This window comes from Paenibacillus sp. CCS19 (assembly GCF_033239625.1).
Taxonomy (GTDB): Bacteria; Bacillota; Bacilli; order Paenibacillales; family Paenibacillaceae; genus Paenibacillus_T.
The window spans coordinates 365,457-387,109 of the sequence record NZ_BTCK01000001.1 but is presented as its reverse complement, the minus strand read 5'-3'; the positions used below and the strand labels follow the sequence as shown (position 1 = coordinate 387,109).

Below are 21,653 nucleotides of genomic sequence, written 5' to 3'. Positions count from 1 at the left end.
GAAAGCTGCCGGCGCTCCCGGCAGCTTTCTTTCTATTCCTTCTATTGTTTCATCCGGCGATACGCCTTCTCATGAAATCGCGTAATGCTCTTGAACAGCTGTTTGCCGTCATCGGGCAGCTTATCGAATGAATCGAAACTGTATGCCATTGCCCGGTACGGCTCAGGCACCCATATGTAATGATGAACATAATCGGTCAGCTCGAAGCCGTTCGACTGCCAGAATCGAATCCGCTGTTCATTCTCTTCCGTCGGCTCCGATTCTACCTCGACAATCAGACCTCGACAGCCATGCTGCCGTAAAGCCCATTGCTTGATCTGATCCAGAAGCAGCCGCCCCATTCCGGTGCCGCGAGCATTCGCGCGGACAGCAATATAGTCTACGATTAGCGCATTGACTTGCGTATCGATTCCTGTTAGCGCCATTCCGACCATCTCAGCCCCCTGCGTCAGCGTGTGCAGCTGACACATTTTTTTCCCGAACATGCCTTGGATAATGGTTCGGCTCTTCTTCCCATCCAGCGGGAAGGCTTCTTCATAGATGTGTTCTGCTGCCTGCCAGCGTTCTACGTTCCACTCATCCGTAACATGGTAAGTCCAATCGTGCATGTCCTTCCCCGCTCTCACGTTGTTCTAACTTCTACACTCATTGTAACCGAGCAGCGGAGTATAATCACAATTATTAACTAACAGGTGAACACATTGATCCGATTGCCGTCCGGATCGTACACATGATAGGCTCTGCCCTCGATGTCTGAAACCTTCGCCCCCGCAGTCTGCCAGCGCTTATAGGATTGCTCGAACCGATGCGGCTCTACATAGAAGTACATCCTTGTCGCTGGCAGCACATGCCGTTCGATTCGGTCTTCAACGTTCTGTTCTTCCAGCCATACGGCAGGCTCCCGCACCCCATTGAATCTCCACAGCCCCATCATTAAATCAGCACCCTGCTTAGAACGTCGGGCGTTCCGGCGCATTCCTAGATGCTTGGCATACCATTCCCTTGCCTGCTTCACATTCGATACGGTAATCACCGGAACCGTGAACCCCACGGTGCCCGCCGTCGAGCCATCTAACGATTCATCCTTCATAACCGTAAGGCATGTACCGAACGGATCGAACAGATCAAATCGCTCAACCCCGCTTAATCCTGTCACGATGGGAGTCGTCCGAACGCCTTGCTGGATAAGAAAGTGTCTGGTCGCCTGCAAATTGCCCGTTTTCAATACAAATCGCGCCCCGTCCTTCTTGCCCCAATCAACGCCGAAGTGACCGCTCTCTTGCGGACTGCTTACGATGCCGATCGCTCCTTTGCCATGACGGAACTCCAGCAATGTACCTTGCAGCGTCTCATGAATCGGGCTAATGCGAGAATGACGCTGTATATCCATCCTTAGAAACTTACAGTACCAATCAACCGCTTCTTGATGAAGCTCTTGCGGTACAGCGATGTGGCACTCATCGAATTCAAATAACAATGGCTTCGGCTTCGGGGGCGCCGGCTCGACCTCAACGCCTTGTACGTGAAACGAGCGGACCGTAACCTTCGAACGAAAGGCTGGGCCTATGGCCGCTTGCCCTGAAACACGTCCGAACTTACCCTCGATATGCAGTCGCTCTTCTCCGTTCACGATCAGCTTCATATAGGAAGGCTCTACGATCCAGACGAATGATACCCATTCGCCGACGGGCACACGTCCAGCGCCAAGCTGATGACAGGTCTTCCCCTTTGCTGGTTCGGTCGCTCGCAGATGGTCGTAATTGCGCTCCCAGTTAAATATGAACTGCGCTTTCGCGAATTTGATCCGAATGTTGCTCGAATCTGTCATCGCGACCACTTCTATTCTGACCGGAACTTGATAAGCCTTGGGCGTCCATACGTATCGATTATCCATCTGTTCACCCGAATCCAGTACATAACCTTCCTCCGTCCTCGCAGCGATGTCATTTCCTTCTGCCATCCTCATTAATAAATCTGACGTTGAAGCATGCAGCTCCATACTCATGGCTATATCCCTCTCCCTACATATAATAAGCGCGAAATGGATCGGTCACGATTGCCGGTACATGGGCACGCGAGCTCATTTGCTCCAACCGTTCAGCAATACGTTCCAACATCTGAACTCCTTCTCTCTCTGCCTTCTGCATCGATTCCAGCCATTTAATCGCTTGGGCGGCAGCGGCAGGGTCAGTCGGTTCTCCACCGGATGGGGAAGGAAATTGAACCGCTAATTCGCCTAAGGCATCGTAAACGTTTGCATATTGGGACGCTGCCTGATCCAACAAGGCTGCAATCTCTTGATTGTGCTTCGATTCATGCATCCGCCATTCAGAGGACAGCTCTTGCAGGCAAAGGGCTGCATGTTTTCTCCCTTCCCTTATCACCTCAATTGTGTATGCATGCCCAAGCGGCTCGATTGCTTGCTCGCGGAACGCGTTGATCCATGTGTCATAGGCAGCTAAGCCATTCACATAACCTGCGAACGTCCGATCCCCGCCTCTCGCATGACGACTTACCATCTTGCAGAGCCGCCAGAGCATATCCGAACGGCTCATCAGCTCATCGCCGGCAAATCCAAGTACGAACAGCGATCTCGTCTGCAGCCGTCCCAACTGATCGTAACGGACCTTCGCTTCCGATTGGCTGTCCATGCCATCGAATTGCTGGGATGCATCATCATATCCGTAGATCATACCGAACTCGCTGTTAATCAGTTCCCACACCATCGCTGGCACGCCTGCATCCACCGAATCCTGAATGAGAGCAATCGATCTGGTGAGCAGATTAGGATCAGGCGGCTCGAAGTCGAACGCCTCGACATAGCTGACACGTATACCGAGATTAAGCATCCCATTCGTAATGAGATAATTGCGGTCAATCATGTTTGTACTGGACATATCGATCCGTGACTTCTCAAGGTTCAGAATGAACGCTCCTGTTAGAAACCCATCCACATACGGCAGCGACAGCTGCGGATGCCTTGCTCTAACGAATCGATATAAGCTCTCTGTTCCTGACAAAATAGAACCTCCGGCAACCCACAGCGGCGCCGGGTCAAGTCGATTATGCTTCATGCGGCCATCCTCCAAACGCTGACGAATATGGGCACGAATCAGAAAATTGAGGCGCTCCTCCTGCACCTTGCGGCGCGATCGCGATATCACCTTGTACACATTGCCTACGCTGATCTCGAACAGCTCTGCAATTTCCTGCGGCGAACATTCCTCGAAGAAATACGATTCGAAGATTCGTTTCTCCCTCGGCGTTAGAACCCGAAGAAAGGCACGAATGACGCTGTACCATTCCCGCCGCTCCAGTCGAAGCTGCGGGTCGTCGCCGCCCCTACGCTCAGCAGGCATAGCCGAACGAGCAATGAGGAAGTCCATAATGCTGTTAATGTCATTCACGTTCACATCGCAATGGAATAAGCTCGTCTGCTGCAAGGCCGTCATGGGCATCTCCTTGCCATACTGCCCGCCTCGCCGAATTCGCATCAGCGCTTGATTCCGAACGATCGCCTTGAACCAGCCGAGAAATCGCTGATCGTTCGCAAGCGTATTCAGATTCAGAAATGCGCGAATGAGCGCATCCTGCACGATATCCTCCGACAGATGCGGATCTTTCGATATGCGTGATGCCCATGTGAATGCTTTCATCCGATGACGCTGCACAAGCTCATCGAATGCAGTCTTATCGCCGCTGCGCGCTCGTACGATCAAAGTCTGATCATTCTCCGAATCGATTCTGTTGACGGACTCAGATTCCGATGCTAAAGCAGCTGTTTCGTTATCAAGCAATCGGCTGCACCTCTCTGCTTCATAATTGTGCCTCATATAGGAAGATGCCTCAGCACCGTCGTTTCTGACATCATATAGGTGATTTTTTTAAGACGCTATTAACAAATAAGATAATATATCCTTCGGGACATTGTATAGTATGTAAATCTATGGATGGTTCAGTGCAACCTATTGCTTTGTTTACCGTCTTTTAGGTATAACCCTATCATTATCGCGGAGGTGAATGATGAGAAAACTGTTTATTATTGTCATGCTGATGTTTATATGTTGTATATCCGCTGCTTGCAGTCATAAGGAACCAACCGTTGCGACAATTGAAACGACCGTGATCTACCATCTCAGTAAGCAGGATGGTCAGGTCTACAAGGTCTTCAGAACGATCGAAGAACCAGCGGGCGTAAGGAAGGTCTCGGAACTACTGGATAAGGTGCGTTGGGAGAATGCAATCGTGTCCATGTCCCGTATGCCAGATTATAAAATTCGAACGGAGAATACAGACCCGAACGTCAGTCTCGTCAGAAATAATTATGATTTCTGGCTATCGCCTAAAGGAGATTACTTCGAAGTTGTTATAGAGGGGTTCTCCAAATACGGAAAGATGTCTCCGAAGGATTCAATGGAACTTCTTGCTATTGTAGCGGCGAAGTGACTTCAAGCTTCAAAGCTCGTCTTCCTGACAACCATACCTACATAAACAATATCAAGGTGGTGATCGCCATATTTTTGAATAAAACCTCATTACTGCTTTCATTCATCGTCGGGCTCTTATTCATAGGCTTTGGCGCATTGCCGGCTCTATTCGCCTATCCGTTCAGTGACAGCCCCAATTCTGGACCGTCCAATAGTTGGGAGCTTATCCTTATGATTGCTTACGATCAATGGGTGTTTAGTCTAATAATCGGCATCGGAATTTGTGGATTCGTTATTTACACCTATCTTAAGCAGCGCAATAGATACCAATCCTAAATCAAGAAGAAGGTTGTCGGATTACCGACAACCTTCTCTATTTTTAATCCTGCGATTGAAACCTGTAGCCAATCCCCGGCTCTGTCACTATGAAACGTGGACGCGTTGAATCTTCCTCCAGCTTCTTGCGAAGATGACCAATGTAAACGCGCAAATAATGAGCTTCCGTCTCGGTGTAATGGCCGCCCCACACTTGCTGCAGCAGTTGACGCTGCGTGATGACCTTCCCTGCGTTCGATGCAAGAATTTTTAGAAGATCATATTCCGTTGGCGTCAGCTTCACCCGCTGGCCTTTCGACTCAACCAAACGACGAGCAAGATCGATCGTTAGCGGACCGAATCGAAGAATCGGCTCCGTGACGGATTTCGCGACATGACGGAGCGACACCCTTATGCGAGCGACTAGTTCGCCCATGCCGAATGGCTTCGTGACATAGTCGTCAGCCCCGCTGTCCAGCGCAACAATTTTGTCCTCTTCCCGATCTTTCGCAGTAAGGACGATAATAGGCAAGCTGGTCCATTCACGAATGCGGCGCATCACCTCGAGTCCTGGCATATCCGGCAGCCCGAGGTCCAACACAATTAAGTCTGGCGGGTGCATGGATGCCAGCGCAATGCCTTCCTCCCCCGTCGACGCCTCTTCGATATCAAAATGATGAGCCGTCAGCGTTACTCGGAGCAGCTTGCGAATCTGCGGTTCATCGTCAATGACCAGTATTCTGGCTCCCTTATCTGTCGCAGTCATGCCCGTTCCATTCCTTCCTCTTCCATTACGGTTGTTTCATTATGAATCGGCAGCCTGATAACGATCTTCGCGCCATGTTCGTTCTCGCTATCTTGTGCCTCGATCGTACCGCTATGTAGATCAATAATTCCACGACAAATCGCGAGCCCAAGCCCTGTCCCTGTCAGATGCCCCGTTCTAGCCGATCGATAGAACTTATCGAAAATCCGTTCGCGATCCGCTGCAGCAATGCCTAACCCTTGGTCAGTGATCGTCAGGGTGAGGCGATCATCACTAACGTTCGCTCGGATCGTAATCGTACTGTAATCCGGCGAATATTTGATCGCATTGCTGACGACATTCGTCAATGCTTGCTCGAGCAGCACTTCATCGCCTTGAATGAGCGGCACATCATCCGGAAGCTCCACGTGCACCTCCCGATGCTGCAGGCCTTCCTCCACTTGCTTCCGTACAACCCCGATCATATCCTCGATGTCGCACCATTTGGAACGCAGCTTCAGCATGCCACTCTCCAGCTGGACGATGCCGAGCAGATTCGAAACAAGGCGATTCATGCGCAACGCGCCTTCTCGCATCGTCGTCAAGAGCTCCATCCGATCTTCCGCCGAGAACAAGCTGTCTCCCTCGATCAGTGCACCCGCCGATCCGATTAACGCGGCGAGCGGCGTACGTAATTCATGCGAAACAGAATCAAGAATAGCCGTACGGATCCGCTCCGATTCTGCGGTCAGATGCGCCAGCTTCGCTTCCTCGCTCAGCTTAACCCGCACAATAGCACTGGCGGCAAGGCCTCCCAACGCCTCTAGGAATCGCATCTGATCGACAGTGAGCGCAACCGTGCCTAGATTAACACCTAGTACACCGTGGATCTCGTCTTCTGTGCGAAGCGGGATATATAAGCCCGGCGTCTCGCCAAGCATAGACGTCCCCCTTCCAGCCATTCTTCCCTGCTCATACGCCCAATTGGCGATGACAAGCTCCGCTTCCCCGCTGCCCCATAGAGAGGTAACAGAGGAAGCAGCCGCCACAGACACTTCATCGTCTTTGTTCGCAGGCAAATAAATTGCAGCCTCCGTATGAAAGCTGTCCGATACTTGGTTAGTAACGTTATGCAGCAGCGCTTGAATATCAGTGAAGGCGCTTAATTGCTTGCTGATCGCATAGAGCGACGCGGTCTGCGTCTCCTTCTGCTTCGAATATTGCAGCTCGCTCTTCAACCTAGCCGCAAGACTCGCCGTCAATGCGGCAACCGTGAAGAATACGATGAAGGAAATCAGATATCGAAGATCCGACACCGAGAAGCTTAAGAACGGCGGGACGAAGAAGAAGTCGAACGCCAATACGCCAAGTCCCGCTGCGCAATACGAAACTCCTTTTCCCCAATATACGGCACTCAATAGAACGGGAAGCAAATAAATAAGTGCAATGTTTGCCGGATCAAACGATAATCCCAAATCTTTGAAAATAAAGGTAAGCAGCGCGATCGCCAGCGTTACCCCTGCATATGCCCAATATCGCACCAACCGATCACATCCTATTTCACTGTCCAGCTTGATCATATCTCAGAACGGGCCGTCACGAGAACATCAAGATGTCGGCCTTGCTGCACGATCGTCTTAATGACAGAACGGCGGAACCAATCGAGCCTCCACCTTCTTGATGATTGTCCGACAAGCATTTGGGTACAACCCAGCGAGTTAGCCCGCTCCAATAGGGCATCGGCTATTCGACGTCTTGATCTCTCAAACGTCTGCTCGAAACTGCCGCCAAGTCGTTCTGTCAATTGCTGAATCGCCTCTAGACGCTTCTGCTCCTTCACCGTCAACTGCTTCGCTGGATGCACATGCATGACATGCCACTGTGCCTTCATCCGATGCGCCAGCCGAAATCCTTGCCGAATTAATCGCTCCGCATGAGGTGAGAGCGTGACCGCCACGAATATGCGTTCCTCTCCACGCCATGGGCCCCGCAGTGAACGACTGTGATCTCGTGCTTCAAGCCGTTCATCCACATCATCCGCTATCTCCCGCAGCACTAGCTCACGAAGAGCGATCAGATTGCCCGTTCGGAAAAAATGACCCAGCGCCTGATCGATCTTCTCAGCGGCATATATTCGCCCTTCACGCATTCGCTGCTGCAGCGCCGTTGGGGCAACATCGACGAGTTCCACCTGATCGGCGGACTGCAGCACACGGTCTGGAACGGTCTCTCTTACTCGAATGCCAGTAATTTGTTCAACGGAATCATTCAAACTCTCCAAATGCTGCACGTTCACCGTCGTAATGACCGATATCCCTGCATCCAGAAGCTCCATTACGTCTTCATATCGTTTGCGATTCGGCACGCCGGGCACGTTCGTATGCGCCAATTCATCAATTAGCACGACTTCTGGATTGCGTTCAACAATAGTACGTACGTCGAGCTCACGCAGCTTCGATCCTCGATAGGCAATCTCGGCCTCTGGAATGATCTGCAGACTTCCGATCTGCGCGGCGGTTTCGGGTCTCCCATGCGTTTCGAGCAGACCGATCACGACATCAATTCCTTTGCGCAGAAGCGCATTCCCTTCGCGCAGCATCGTATAGGTCTTGCCAACCCCGGGCGCAGCCCCGATATATACTTTGAACGTCCCGCGTTTGAGCGCTCCAATCTCCCGTTCTACCTCTTGTTCGCTCAACCGCTTGTAGCTGGGCGAGGTTCGACGCGACGCACTCGACGTTTCGAGATGTTGTTCGCCATTCCGATTCGCGTTCTCCGATACGAACAGTACATCCGCGTTCCGAACGCTGCCAAGAATCCCGTTCACGATCGAGCCGTACATTATCTCCCGCCATCGACTGTGCTTGGAATGACCAAGTACGATGCGAGTAACGCCGAATTTGGCAGCATATCTGCTAAGCAGCTTAGGAATTTGCCTGCGACCGCTGAAGGGAAGCTCGTGACTATGCGCACCGAGACGATCAGATAATTTTACCATGATCCGCTTGAACATACTTTCTTCTTTCGTCAGAACGCCATGCTCTTTGACGAAAGTAATGACATTCAGCTCACCATTCAATCGCTTGGCAATTTGATGGCCTCGACGGATGTAAGCGGGACTGCTCCCGCGGTATTGCACGCAGACAATGACCCGTTCCGTTGCACCTGAAGGTCCTGTTAAACCGTGCGCTTCCCTATGCTTCTCCAAGGAGCCATTAACGTCCTCTGCCATTAGGCGCAATGCGAGTTCTCGAAGGACACCTAGGTTTCCTCGTTCCCACACCGAAGCATCCTTAACGCCGTTTACATTTCCTTCGCTGAACCGCTGCAGCAGCGTCTCCGGCGATACATCAATGAGTCGCACCTCATCGGCAAGCTCAAGCGTGTCTGCTGGAATTGTATCCTGTGCTCGTATCCCGGTCAATTGCTGCGCAAGTCGTGTTACCTCTTCGAGCTCATACACATTAACGGTCGTTATGACACTGATTCCATTGCTGAGCAAAAACTGAATATCCTGCAGACGTGTTGCATGCTTCGCTTCAGGCCGATTCCGATGAGCCAGCCCGTCAACAAGGACGACTTCTGGATTCCGTTCGATCAGCGCATCTAGATTTAAATCCTTCTGCTCCACTTCGTTACGGTACCAGCGAATGCTTGGCACCCTCTCGAGTGTTCCAAGCTTCTCAGCCGTTTCCGGACGTTTCATCGTCGAGACCGCACAGATGACAACATCGATGCCTTCAGCTTGCAGTGATTGGCCTTCCAGCAGCATGTGATACGTCTTGCCGGACCCGTTCACTGCGCCAATATAGATCTTCAGCCAGCCCTGCTGGAGCTTCTGCAATGAAGCGAGAATCTGTTCGGGCGTCTTCCGTCTGAACGAATCCATCGTTATGCTCCTCTCTAGATGCGGATAAGGATGAGATCAATATCATGAAGCTAAACGCGAATCAACCCCGCCTATTCCACAGAATAGACAGGGCAGACTCTTATTTCGTTAACAGCTGTTTCAACGCAAGATTAAGCTCCAGCACATGGACACGAGGTTCACCGAAGATACCAAGATCACGACCTTCTGTATACTGCTTCACCAAATCATGCAGCTGCTCTTGTGAGATCCCGGTTAATTTGCTGATTCGAGGGATTTGCACCTCAGCCGATGCGGGCGTTATATGCGGATCGAGACCTGAACCCGAATTCGTAACTAGCGCTATCGGAAGCTCGCTTATCGGTACATCTGGATTTGCCTTCTTCCATGCTTCAATCGAATCTGTTGTTCGGCGCAGCATTTCCGGATTCGAAGGCCCGTAGTTGTTCGAGCCCGATCCTGCTCCGTTGTAATCGATGCTCGATACTCGCCCTTGGAAGTAAGAGGGATCATCATAATGCTGACCGATGAGTGCGGATCCCGTAACCTTTCCTTCCGCATTGAGCACGAGACTTCCATTCGCCTGGTGCGGCATGAATAACTGAGCAAGGCCGGTGCAGAGAAGCGGATAACCAATTCCACAAAGCAAGATAAACACGACGCTTGCACGAATCGCAGTGATTGCATTATTCATCATCTTATTTCCGTCCTTTCGATCTAGACCCATAGATGAACGACTAGGTCAATCAGCTTAATGCCGACGAATGGCGCAATAATACCGCCGAGCCCATAGACCGTCATATTACGTCCGAGCAGCTTCATCGCACTCATCGGCTTGTATGCGATCCCTTTCATCGCGAGAGGAATAAGCAGCGGTATGATGATGGCGTTGAAAATTAAGGCCGACAATATGGCGGAACTTGGCGAACCGAGATTCATAATGTTCAGTCCCGTCATCTCCGGGATTGCAATTGTGAACATCGCGGGAATGATGGCGAAATATTTGGCCACGTCATTCGCAATACTGAACGTCGTCAGCGCGCCTCGGGTCATAAGCAGCTGCTTGCCGATCGAGACCACCTCGATAATCTTCGAAGGGTCCGAGTCGAGATCGACCATGTTCGCCGCTTCCTTCGCAGCGATCGTACCGCTGTTCATGGCGAGCCCGACATCGGCCTGCGCCAATGCAGGCGCATCATTCGTTCCGTCACCGGTCATTGCAACGAGTTTTCCTTCCGCTTGCTCGCGGCGAATGACGGCGATCTTGTCCTCGGGCTTGCTCTCCGCTATGAAATCATCCACGCCAGCCTCCAGCGCGATAGTCGCCGCAGTCAGCGGGTTATCACCGGTACACATGATCGTCTTGATCCCCATCTTGCGCAGCTGTTCGAACCGCTCGCGCATGCCAGGCTTCACGGTATCTTTCAAATAGATTAAGCCGACGATTCGATTGTCGATTGCTACCGCAAGCGGTGTACCGCCCTTCGATGCAATGGCATTGCTCTTCTCGTCAAGGTCAGCAGGAATCGTTCCTCCTAGCTCCTTGACCCACTGCTTCACTGCATCAGTGGCACCTTTACGCACTCGCCGTCCATCCCTTAAATCAATACCGCTCATACGGGTCTCCGCCTTGAACGGGATGAATTCCGCCTCATCCGCGATTGATGGATCTAAATCATATTGCACCGAGCGCATCAACTCGATGACGGACTGGCCCTCTGGCGTTTCATCCTTCACCGAGCTGATCGCCGCCCACAGGCCAACGGTCTCCAGCGATTCTTTGCCGACAGGGAAGAAAGCACTCGCCATCCGATTACCGAATGTGATCGTTCCGGTCTTATCAAGAATCATCGTGTTAATGTCGCCTGCGGCTTCAACCGCCTTGCCGGACATCGCGATTACATTGAATTGCGTGACCCGATCCATCCCTGCGATACCGATGGCGGACAGCAGCCCGCCGATTGTAGTGGGAATAAGGCAGACGAGCAGCGCGATAAGCACTGGCGCTTCAAGATCTACACCCGCATAGCGTGCAATCGGCGCAAGTGTGACGACAACGATGAGGAAGATAAGCGTCAAGCTGATGAGCAGCGTGTTCAACGCAAGCTCATTCGGCGTTTTTTGCCGCTGCGCGCCTTCAACAAGGACTATCATCCGGTCGAGGAATGATTCACCAGGATCGCTGGTGATCTGGACGACAATCTGGTCGCTGACGACACGCGTACCGCCAGTTACAGCGCTGAAGTCTCCTCCTGCTTCCTTAATAACAGGTGCCGATTCGCCAGTGATCGCTGATTCATCGACAGACGCCAAGCCTTCGATCACTTCTCCGTCTCCTGGAATCATCTCCCCTTGCGAGACGATTACGATATCGCCTTTGCGAAGCTCAGTCGAAGATACAACCTTGATGCCGCTGAATGTCCGCTTATTGGCGGATAGCTGTTGTTTGGACTTCTTGAGTGAATCAGCTTGCGCTTTGCCTCTTCCTTCCGCAAGTGCCTCCGCGAAGTTCGCGAACAGAACCGTGACAAGCAGAATGAGGAAGACAGTCAAGTTAAAGCCTACATGTCCGCTGGAACCCATAAATTCTGGCAGCAGTACCGTTAGCAGTACGATGAACGTACCGACTTCTACGACGAACATGACGGGATTCTTCATCATCGTAATCGGATTCAGTTTCTTGAAGCTGTCCAATATGGCATCCTTGAGAATGGATGATGTCAGCATAGATTTTCGGGTTGATTGCATAACGATTAGGTCACCTCGTCCTTCATTTTAACCAAGTGTCAGATGCTCTGCGATTGGTCCAAGCGCAATGGCAGGCAGGAAAGTCAACGCGCCGATGATGAGTACGGTTCCGATCAGTATACCGACGAACCAACGATTATCCGTACGCAGCGTACCAATCGTCTCCGGCACCCCTTGCTTACGAGCGAAAGATCCAGCAACGGCGAGCATTGCGATCATGGAGACATAACGTCCGAGCAGCATAACGAGGCCTGTCGTGATATTCCAGAACGAAGTATTATCCGCCAAGCCTTCGAAGCCGGAGCCGTTGTTCGCCGCTGATGACGTGTACTCATAGAGCACCTGCGAGATGCCATGGAATCCCGCATTGCTGATCGCGCCGCTGCCCAGATCGGTTAAGAATGCAATCGCCGTAGGTCCGAGAATGATGAGCGGATGGATCAGAATAGCGATGGCGATGAGCTTCATCTCTCGAGGCTCGATTTTCCGGCCGAGAAATTCAGGCGTACGACCTACCATCAGACCCGCGATGAAAACACCTATAATGGCATACATAAGCATGTTCATTAGACCAGCGCCTTTGCCCCCGAATACGCAGTTGAGCATCATCTCAGCCAATGGGACTAATCCGCCAAGCGGTGTCAGCGTGTCATGCATGTTGTTGACCGTTCCGGTCGTAGCGGCTGTCGTTACAGCTGTGAACAGAGCCGATTGCGGAATGCCGAACCGGACTTCTTTCCCTTCCATGCTGCCCTGCGATGCGTCGATGCCGAGCTCGTTCATCACGGGATTGCCGTACAGCTCTGACGTATACACCGTTGCAAGGAATACGAGGAACAACGCCATCATCGCACTGAATATAACCCAGCCCTGCTTGCGATTGCGGGCGAATCGTCCATACGTATATGGAAGTGCAGCCGGAAGTGCCCACATGGACAAAATCTCAATGACATTCGTCAATGGATTCGGATTCTCGAAGGGATGCGCCGAGTTGGCACCGAAGAAGCCGCCGCCGTTCGTGCCAAGATGCTTAATCGATTCGAGTGAGGCGACCGGACCGATCGCGATATTTTGCACAGCGCCCTCGAGGGTCGTCACTGTTAATGTCGATTGCAGCGTCTGCGGCACATGGAGGGCAACCAGAATCATCGTTACTACAATCGCCGCCGGCAGGAATATCCGCGTGTGCGCCTTCACGAAATCGATGAAGAAGTTGCCGATCGTATTGCCTCTGCTTGTAATACCGCGTATGAATGCGATCGCAGCAGAGAAGCCTGTTGCTGCGGATGTGAACATCATCATCATAATGACCGCCATCTGCGCGAAGTAGGACAAGCCCGATTCCCCGCTATAGTGCTGCAAGTTCGTGTTCGTAATGAAGCTGATGACCGTATTGAACGAAAGCGTCTCCTCCATCGCGCCTACGTCGTTCGGATTGAACGGCAGTATGGACTGCATGCGCAGGATCAGGTAACTGATCAGTGCAAGCGCTGCGTTCGTAAGCAGCAACGCACCGGCGTATTTCTTCCAAGACATTCCCTCTCGATGGCGAAGCCCGATCAATCGATAGATGACTCGTTCAACTGGACCGAAGATGCGATCCGTCTTATTCGATTCATTCGAGAAAACATGATAAACGTACGTTCCAAGCGGCTTAACGAGTAATACAAGCACCACTAGGACGACGGCAATTTGCAAGATGCCCATCCGACATCCTCCTTTTGTCTAGAATCGCTCTGGATAAATGAGTGCAAAGACTAAATAGATGAAGATCAGAACGGCAGAGCCCAATATGACAATCATGATGTTTCCTCTCCTTCCCCATCCACCACGCGGCTGCACCATTGGACGAAACCATAGAACAGTCCGAACGTGCATGCGAGGAGTACGACCATGCCAACGTCAATCATCTCTTTCAACCTCCAATTGTTCTCTCGCGAACAGTTTCCAGTTGTTCACTTGCTACAGTGCAATCATAGAACGGGATTGGATAAATCGTGGGTAAAGATAACCCCTCTCGGTATAAAAAAAGTATAAAAATCGAGCCTTTTCGCCAACGTCGCGCTTAGTTCATCGTCAATGGATAACAAAAAAACGTCAGCCTCGGACTTCATACAAGTCCTTGACTGCCGCTGTTTGGCGTTTCGTTTGTGCTGTCAGTTAAACAAATCCTTCAACGTAAAATTCGTATCGATAAAATAAGTATGACCCTCATGACTCCAGAATACGCCGAAAGCAGGACGATCACTAAAGAAGCTAACCGTGGTTGAAACCTCTTCGCCGTAGTAAAACATCATTCTTGCGTCCGGTCCAATCTCCATCACTACATCGCTAACGTCTTCCCTCTTCGCTTCATTAATGGATTGCGTAATTCTATCGATTCGCACTTGATCCGTTATTCGAGCTGTCTGCTCGCTCTTGAAATTTGTCGTCACTTTAATACTAGTAACATTGCCTGTAATGACAGGCTCTCGATGAACCAGAGAATTCGTTGTATTCGGCTTGCAGCCGATTAAGGCAAACATGATCAGGATAGAAACCCAAACTTTTATCAGCACACTCACCATCCTTCCTAACTTCATACACGTTTCTCCTATGTTGATTAAACGACGCCATCTTCTCCAATGTTTCAAGTGAACAAACCCGTTGTACTAATAAAATAAAGAGGCCGCCAATTCGGCAGCCTCTGCATAGATCCACTAACAATGGCGGCAATCAGCCTGCGGCAGTGTTATTGTTCGCTTGCTTCCGTCTCACCCTTACGAGCGGAAGCAGCATCAATGCGCCTATAACGATTAACACTCCGCTTAGTTCAAACACCGCTAGCAGCGAGAATGCTTTCTTAAGCACCCCCGATAAGAACATCCCCAGTACCATCATCCCCATGAAGATCGGCATGATGGCACCCGATACACGACCCATGTAGGCCATCTCGGTATTCCTTACGATAAGCGTCTGGATACCACCTTGAATGCACGGATAAACCAATCCGCTTATGAAGACCAGAATGAGTGAAAGCCAAATCATCGTCGATGCTCCAATGGCAACCGTACATACCGCCGAAACTAGCAGACCGAACATAAGCAGCAACTGAGGCTTCACCTTCTTCGCAATACTCATGATGACCGCTCCTCCTACAAGCATCGCAGCACCGCTCGTCATCACCACCCACTGCAGGAACGACTTCTCTAGTCCTAGCTGTTCGATAACGATAAAGATTTGAAGCGGCTGCGTCACGCCTGATGCGAGACCGACCACCCCGAAAGTAAGTCCTAGCGTGCGAAGCGTGGGGTTGGAAGTAATATAGCTCATCCCTGCTTTAAGCTCCTTGTAGAAGCTGCCCGATGCGTCCGTCCGCTTCTCCTCGATATCTCTTGGAAGCGTTGCAAGAATGATCGATGCACTGAAGAACAATATCGCTGTAATAATAAGCGATGCATGAATGCCGAGCTGGATGTAAATAAACGTCCCGACGACTGGACCAAGCACCATGAAGATCGCTACGAGTGTCTGATACATCGCCATCACACGCTGCAGTTGATCACCTGGCACATGCTGTTTGTACAGCTTCATGGCGGATGGCTGCGAGAATTGCGATAAGCTCGCGGACACGAAAGAACCAACAAGCAGCGATACCCATCCCCCATAAATAAGCGCAATCAGCACCGCGACAACCGATAATGCAGACAGTCGATCACTCCATACCATCGTACGCTTCGGCTGCCAACGATCGGCGACCGTTCCGCCAATGAGCGCGAACAAGAAGATCGGCGCGAACTCCGCAGCCGATATGAGCGACACGTCAACTGCATTGTTATGTGTGATGTCTGTCACATAGAGCAGGACGGCATAATTCCGAATCCAAATCCCAAGATGCAGCAGCAGCCTCGACAGGAAGATCGTTCGGACGTAACGATTGGACCACATGTTGAACAACAACTCCTCATTTACTTATTTACTAAATTACTAATTTACTAAATTAATTTAGCTTGAATTTGCGCTCCCGTCAATCCCAAATGTTGTAACCAAGGTCTGCATGCATGCAAAAGAACCTTATCCTTCGCGCGAAATGCGCGGCAGATAAGGTTCTTCAAATTTGTTATCGCCTTAGATTGAATCAGATTAAACGGTCTATCCGAACACGTTCTCTCCTCTCGGCTTGGCGCCACAACAGGAAAGTTGAAGTGTATCCATTCACATGATGTGTTGTTCTTGTTAATCTCGTTTGATGCGTCGGTCGAATAGGAAAGGGCCAAAAGGCAAAAATGCCGCAATAATCCCGCCAATTACACGCAGCAGACGCCAACGGAATCGTATTGCCATGCCAGCAATTGCCAACAAATAAAGCGCGAACAGAAAGCCATGAATAATGCCGACTATCGTTACGAATTCCGGCCGATCCGCCATATACTTCAGAGGCATTGCAATGCAGAGCAATGTTAAGAATGACAAGCCTTCCAAATAACTGATCCATGTAAACAATCGTAATGAAGTTTGCTGCACGTTAAAACTCTCCCCGTATGTTCGTCTTGTTGCTGCTGTTATTCACCCATTATCTATGAGCAGTGTACGTATTCGGTCTTGTGATCGCACGAACGGCCGCAATCATCTCCGTTGTAAGCGGCGGTGCTTCCGCTGCCGATACGTTCAGACGAAGCTGCTCGATGCTGCTTGCTCCTGGAATAACGACGCTAACTGCCGGATCGCTCAGTGAGTAGCGGATCGCGAGCTGAGCCAGCGTGTAATGATCATCCGTCAGCTCCAGCAGCTGCTGTCGAACACGAGGCAGCTCATCCGCCGTGTAATCCAGATAAATACGATCTGCCTTTGCCCCACCACGATCCGTCAGAATACCTCCTGCTAATGGACCACGCGCAATTAATCCGACGCCATGTTCACCGAGCAGCGGCAGCACACTCTCCTCCGCCCTTCTGTCCAGCATGCTGTACTGATTCATTACGCTTACAATGTTCGAACGCTTGACGTACTCGCGAATGACATTCGGACGTATCGACGAGATACCGTAATGACGAATAAGGCCTTCCTTCTTAAGCGTCTCGAAGGCGTCAATCGTCTCGTCGATCGGGTCATCCAGCATGCCGCCATGCAGCTGATACAGATCGATATAGTCGGTTCCGAGTCTGCGCAAACTCTCTTTTACCGCATCAAGTATGTATGCCTTTGACGGGTCCCATGACCATCCATCCTGACCTTCAATACGGCGGTTGCCTACTTTGGTTGCAAGAACAATCTCGTTGCGGCGATGACGAATCGCTTGTCCAACAAGCTCCTCGTTGCGACCTGCATCGTACAGATCAGCAGTATCCAAGAAGTTGATACCGAGCGACAATGCCTCGTCAATGATTGATACGGCCTTGTTCTCCTCCGTTCCGAGAGACATGCAGCCAAGTCCAATTTCACTGACATACAGGTCCGATCGACCTAATTGATTTTGTTTCATTATTTGCTTTCCTCCATGCAGCTAATTTCGTAAAGATTGAATGAATGCAACCATCTGGTTATACGCATCAGGATTCATATAGTCTCTGGCTTTATCGATTTTGTTCGATTGTATGAACATCCGCACGAGCGAGCTGCTCGTCTGAATATCCTTCGTATACGGAGACAAATAGATCGTGTCCGCATTCGACGTGCTTCTCATGTATTGCTCCAGTTGCAGCTCGTATTCGAGGTCAGTTGAATTGCGTATGCCCCGAATAACAGCGGCAATGCCATTGTCATTGACATAGTCTGCCGTAATGCCCTCGAACGGGACGACGACCGCATTCGTCATATGAGCAATCGACAGCTTCACGAGCTCTGTCCGCTGCTCGATGGTGAACTGATGCTTCTTGCTGCGATTATTAGCGATTACGACGTGCACCTCATCGAACAGATGGCCCGCCCGTTCAATGACTGAGATATGACCAAGCGTGACAGGATCGAAGCTTCCGGCGTATACGACCTTCATCCTACTGCTCCTCGCTTGGCACGACGCTGTCTCGGATCTGCTCGAACGTCAACGGCGTATAGTCCCAATGCTCGACGCTCACATTGAAGTAGTTGATTCCTTCATACTTCTGCGAATGAATGTGGCCATGGACATTCACATACGGCATGTGGAAATTCATATACATCGGTTCATGGGACAGGAAGAAGAAATCCTTATAAATAATCGGGTATTCGCTCACCTCATCGAAGCCTGCATCAAGCCACCAAGCTCTGGAGCGGCCCCGATCATGATTGCCGAGAATAAGAATTTTGTACCCGTTCAAGCGCGACACAATCGCCTGCGTTTTCTCTTTATTCAAGAACGAGAAATCGCCGAGGTGGAACACTTTATCCTGCTTGCCGACAACGGCATTCCACTTCTCGATCATGACTTCGTTCATTTCGTCGACATCCTTGAATGGCCGCGATTCGAAATCAATAATATGTTTATGACCAAAATGATGATCCGATATGAAAAATACTTTCGACATGAACGCCCACTCCTCTACCATTCATCAGAATCTCTCGCAATCTTGTAAACTAGCGTATACGAGTATCCATGAATTAGCAATATATCACCTCAGCTATAAAATAAGAAAAAGCCGCGTTTGAAGCGGCTTTAAACCCTTATTACAATTACGTGTGAACCACTTCTCTCGACAACGGCGACAATGCATTTGTCTCATCAAAATAAATAAACGCATCATACCGCTGCGTCATGACAGACGGTACATAATTCCCACGCTCACGCTCGGGATGGTATACCACGCCAATTGCTCGGTGTCCGACCGTCACCTCATCAAGAATCGATGGCTCTGTACCTCTGAACAGCAGCAGCTTATCCGCGGAACTGACCCGATGCAGCAGCTCCTCCCAGCTCTTCGCCATCGCTCGAGGCACCGGCATCACTTCCAGCTCCATCCCCCACGATCGTCCAGCAATAACGGTACCCGCATACGTTCCGTAGCCGATTGCGAATACCTTGTCCCCGTATTTCTCCCGCAACAGCTGTCCTACATTAACCATTCCGTCCTCGGCCATATCCGTTGCCCTCGCATCGCCGATATGCGTATTATGCTCCCACACAATCGCACGGGCACCATCTCCATGGAACGCCATCAACCGTTCGAGCGCCGTCACCATATGGCGATCCCGAACGTTCCATGAATGAGCGTCATGACGGATCATCGTCGTGTAATACGACTCTGCGCCAGCAACAGCCAACGCATTCATCTCGGCGCTGAACAGGCTCTCCCGATCTTCTGGCCCGGCATGCTGCCACTTATCCTGCAGCCTGCGCAGCAGCGCAATAACCTCATCTTCACAGCCTTCTCCGAACAGAGCTGAGGATGCCCCGTATCGCTGCTCATCCCGTCCATGCGGCTCGAAACATTCGAAAGCGCGCTTCGCCGCTTCGAGATCGGCGCCTGGCTTTGACTCAAGGTAATCTAACAAAGCCACCATCGATTCCCACATGCTGTACATATCGATGCCGTAGAAGCCGACCTTATCTTCTTCCGTCTTGTTGGCGTTATATTCCCGAAGCCACTCTGCAAGCTCGACAATTTCCCGATTGGCCCACATCCAAGACGGCCAACGTTCGAAGTCACGCAGCGCTTGTTGCGCGCTTGTAACGCTGTCGTCCAAACCCTTCACATATCGATTCAGCGTATAGCAAGCAGGCCAATCTCCTTCAACTGCAATGAACCGAAATCCTTGCTCCGCGATCAGCCGTTTCGATATTGCCGCACGATCGGTGTAGAACTCTGACGTACCGTGCGAGGCTTCGCCGAGCAGCACGAAAGTCGCTTCCTTCACATGTTCAAGCAATATAGAAGTGCTTGCATCATCTGCTCTCGTATAAGGCATCGCAAGCTTGCGTATGGCTTCCAGCACATCTTTTTCCATCACATTCGCTCCTTCACAGTGCCCGATCTCTGCCTAGATTTCCTTGTGAAGTTTGTACCGAAGTCATACATCCTATACAGCACGCAAAAAAAGCAAGCGCCTGAATCAATCAGGTCGCTTGCTCTTGTATAACCAGCTATTAAGCTTTTGGTTGAATGTAGCCTTCGGCCTTGAGCAGCTCTGCGATCAGAACCGCGCCGCCAGCTGCGCCGCGAAGCGTGTTGTGCGAGAGGCCAACGAATTTGAAATCGTACAGCGAGTCTTCGCGCAGACGACCCACGGATACGCCCATGCCGTTCTCGATGTTGCGGTCGAGCTTCGTTTGTGGACGGTTTTCTTCTTCGAAGTACGTGATGAATTGCTTCGGTGCGCTTGGCAGCTCGAGCTCTTGCGGACGACCTTTGAAGTTTGCCCAACGGCTCAGAATTTCTTCCTTCGTTGGTGCATTCTCGAATTTCACGAATACCGTCGCCAAGTGACCGTCCGTTACCGGTACGCGGATACACTGCGTCGTGATTTGCGGTTCGCTTGCTTTGACGATTTGACCGTCTTCTACGCTGCCCCAGATGCGAAGCGGCTCTTGCTCGCTTTTCTCTTCTTCGCCGCCAATGTAAGGGATAACGTTGTCGAGCATTTCAGGCCAGTCCGTGAAGTTCTTGCCCGCACCGGAGATCGCTTGGTATGTCGAAGCAACGACTGTCTTCGGTTTGAAGTCGAGCAGCGCGTTCAGCGCTGGCACGTAGCTTTGGATCGAGCAGTTCGGTTTAACCGCGATGAAGCCCGTCGACGTACCGAGACGTTTGCGCTGCGCTTCGATAACCTCGAGGTGGCTCGGGTTGATTTCCGGAATAACCATCGGCACGTCAGCCGTCCAGCGGTGAGCCGAGTTGTTCGATACGACTGGCGTACCCGTCTTCGCGTAAGCTTCTTCCAACGCTTTGATTTCGTCTTTCTTCATATCTACCGCGCAGAAAATAAAGTCAACGCCGCTTGCCACTTCTTCTACTTTCGAAGCGTCTTGTACGACGATTTGCTTAACAGCGTCCGGAATCGGCGTTTCCAGCTTCCAGCGGCCTTGTACGGATTGCTCGTACGTTTTGCCTGCGGAGCCTGCGCTTGCTGCGATGGACGTTACTTCGAACCATGGGTGATTATTCAGAAGTTCCACGAAACGTTGACCCACCATGCCCGTTCCGCCAACGATACCAACTTTCAATTTGTTTGCCATTTATCGTTCAATCCTTTCCTTTATACACAAGTATGATATGGAGTTCATTTCGATTCTGGACCACATTCGACATTCTCAATGTCTTCATTGTAGACTATTCGGTATTGCGCTGGAACAACAAAAAAATCCCACCCCCAAGACTTATATTAAAGTCTTAGGGATGAGATTATATTCTCATGGTACCACCCTAGATTCGCTGCAACGTCACCGTTGTCAGCCTCGTCGAGTACGGCATTGCAATCGCAAAGCTTATACTCCAGCTCTGTAACAGGAGCTCCTGTCACGCCACCCCTATCCAAGATAGTTCCGACGTGCTGCTCTGAGCCTTTTTTCGATAAACAGCGCTTTGCTCCTTTCCAGCTGCCGGAGCTCTCTGTGTAAGCCTTCGTTTATCTACTCTTCTCTTCATCGCATTTAATATTG

At 50.9% G+C, this 21,653-nt stretch carries 19 protein-coding genes and 1 other annotated feature; of the genes, 1 reads left to right on the top strand and 18 read right to left on the bottom strand.

Features of this window, described 5'->3' with window-relative positions:
* Positions 1-41: 41 nt before the first annotated feature.
* Genes SBI19_RS01830 through SBI19_RS01820 form a run of 3 tightly spaced genes read right to left on the bottom strand, consistent with a single transcriptional unit; the run spans position 42 to position 3,797 of the window.
* Complete coding sequence (locus SBI19_RS01830) at positions 42-626, bottom strand: GNAT family N-acetyltransferase (protein WP_317964491.1); 585 nt, start codon at positions 624-626, stop codon at positions 42-44.
* A 59-nt stretch (positions 627-685) separates the two neighbouring features.
* The gene (locus SBI19_RS01825; RefSeq protein WP_317964490.1) at positions 686-2,005 is read right to left on the bottom strand and encodes a VOC family protein; all 1,320 of its coding nucleotides are present in this window, start codon (positions 2,003-2,005) and stop codon (positions 686-688) included.
* A gap of 16 nt (positions 2,006-2,021) precedes the next feature.
* Positions 2,022-3,797 carry an RNA polymerase sigma factor gene (locus SBI19_RS01820; protein WP_317964489.1) on the bottom strand — a complete coding sequence of 592 codons (1,776 nt, stop codon included), beginning with the start codon at positions 3,795-3,797 and terminating at the stop codon, positions 2,022-2,024.
* A 223-nt stretch (positions 3,798-4,020) separates the two neighbouring features.
* Between SBI19_RS01820 and SBI19_RS01815 the strand changes: the two genes are divergently transcribed.
* Entirely contained in the window at positions 4,021-4,446 is a 426-nt protein-coding gene (locus SBI19_RS01815; protein WP_317964488.1) for a hypothetical protein, read from the top strand.
* Positions 4,447-4,806: 360 nt separating this feature from the next.
* Here SBI19_RS01815 and SBI19_RS01810 read toward each other — a convergent pair whose 3' ends face one another.
* From SBI19_RS01810 to asd, 15 genes are all read right to left on the bottom strand, one after another.
* Positions 4,807-5,508, bottom strand: a complete 702-nt coding sequence (locus tag SBI19_RS01810; protein WP_317964487.1) for a response regulator — start codon at positions 5,506-5,508, stop codon at positions 4,807-4,809.
* Positions 5,505-7,028 carry an ATP-binding protein gene (locus SBI19_RS01805; protein ID WP_317964590.1) on the bottom strand — a complete coding sequence of 508 codons (1,524 nt, stop codon included), beginning with the start codon at positions 7,026-7,028 and terminating at the stop codon, positions 5,505-5,507. Before SBI19_RS01805 ends, SBI19_RS01810 begins: the two co-directional genes overlap by 4 nt.
* A 35-nt stretch (positions 7,029-7,063) precedes the next feature.
* Entirely contained in the window at positions 7,064-9,376 is a 2,313-nt protein-coding gene (locus tag SBI19_RS01800; RefSeq protein WP_317964486.1) for a universal stress protein, read from the bottom strand.
* Between the two features lie 100 nt (positions 9,377-9,476).
* Positions 9,477-10,052 (bottom strand): potassium-transporting ATPase subunit KdpC, encoded by a 576-nt coding sequence (kdpC, locus tag SBI19_RS01795; RefSeq protein ID WP_317964485.1) that lies wholly within the window; start codon positions 10,050-10,052, stop codon positions 9,477-9,479.
* Between the two features lie 20 nt (positions 10,053-10,072).
* On the bottom strand, positions 10,073-12,103 hold the full coding sequence (gene kdpB, locus SBI19_RS01790) for a potassium-transporting ATPase subunit KdpB (protein WP_317964484.1): 2,031 nt from the start codon (positions 12,101-12,103) through the stop codon (positions 10,073-10,075).
* Between the two features lie 27 nt (positions 12,104-12,130).
* On the bottom strand, positions 12,131-13,810 hold the full coding sequence (kdpA, locus tag SBI19_RS01785; protein ID WP_317964483.1) for a potassium-transporting ATPase subunit KdpA: 1,680 nt from the start codon (positions 13,808-13,810) through the stop codon (positions 12,131-12,133).
* 18 nt (positions 13,811-13,828) lie between these two features.
* On the bottom strand, positions 13,829-13,906 hold the full coding sequence (locus SBI19_RS29545; RefSeq protein ID WP_350340444.1) for a potassium-transporting ATPase subunit F: 78 nt from the start codon (positions 13,904-13,906) through the stop codon (positions 13,829-13,831).
* A 353-nt stretch (positions 13,907-14,259) separates the two neighbouring features.
* Positions 14,260-14,685, bottom strand: coding sequence for a hypothetical protein (locus SBI19_RS01780; protein ID WP_317964482.1), 426 nt, complete (start codon positions 14,683-14,685; stop codon positions 14,260-14,262).
* Between the two features lie 133 nt (positions 14,686-14,818).
* Positions 14,819-16,030, bottom strand: a complete 1,212-nt coding sequence (locus SBI19_RS01775) for an MFS transporter (protein WP_317964481.1) — start codon at positions 16,028-16,030, stop codon at positions 14,819-14,821.
* 288 nt (positions 16,031-16,318) lie between these two features.
* Positions 16,319-16,606 carry a DUF3817 domain-containing protein gene (locus tag SBI19_RS01770; RefSeq protein WP_317964480.1) on the bottom strand — a complete coding sequence of 96 codons (288 nt, stop codon included), beginning with the start codon at positions 16,604-16,606 and terminating at the stop codon, positions 16,319-16,321.
* 49 nt (positions 16,607-16,655) lie between these two features.
* Positions 16,656-17,564, bottom strand: coding sequence for an aldo/keto reductase (locus SBI19_RS01765; RefSeq protein ID WP_317964479.1), 909 nt, complete (start codon positions 17,562-17,564; stop codon positions 16,656-16,658).
* Positions 17,565-17,585: 21 nt separating this feature from the next.
* Entirely contained in the window at positions 17,586-18,074 is a 489-nt protein-coding gene (gene coaD / locus SBI19_RS01760; protein WP_317964478.1) for a pantetheine-phosphate adenylyltransferase, read from the bottom strand.
* 1 nt (position 18,075) lies between these two features.
* Positions 18,076-18,585 carry a phosphoesterase gene (locus SBI19_RS01755; RefSeq protein WP_317964477.1) on the bottom strand — a complete coding sequence of 170 codons (510 nt, stop codon included), beginning with the start codon at positions 18,583-18,585 and terminating at the stop codon, positions 18,076-18,078.
* A 145-nt stretch (positions 18,586-18,730) separates the two neighbouring features.
* Positions 18,731-20,002 (bottom strand): erythromycin esterase family protein, encoded by a 1,272-nt coding sequence (locus SBI19_RS01750; RefSeq protein WP_317964476.1) that lies wholly within the window; start codon positions 20,000-20,002, stop codon positions 18,731-18,733.
* Between the two features lie 139 nt (positions 20,003-20,141).
* On the bottom strand, positions 20,142-21,230 hold the full coding sequence (gene asd / locus SBI19_RS01745) for an aspartate-semialdehyde dehydrogenase (protein WP_317964475.1): 1,089 nt from the start codon (positions 21,228-21,230) through the stop codon (positions 20,142-20,144).
* 153 nt (positions 21,231-21,383) lie between these two features.
* Positions 21,384-21,648 (bottom strand) — a binding site (T-box leader).
* Between the last annotated feature and the right edge of the window lie 5 nt (positions 21,649-21,653).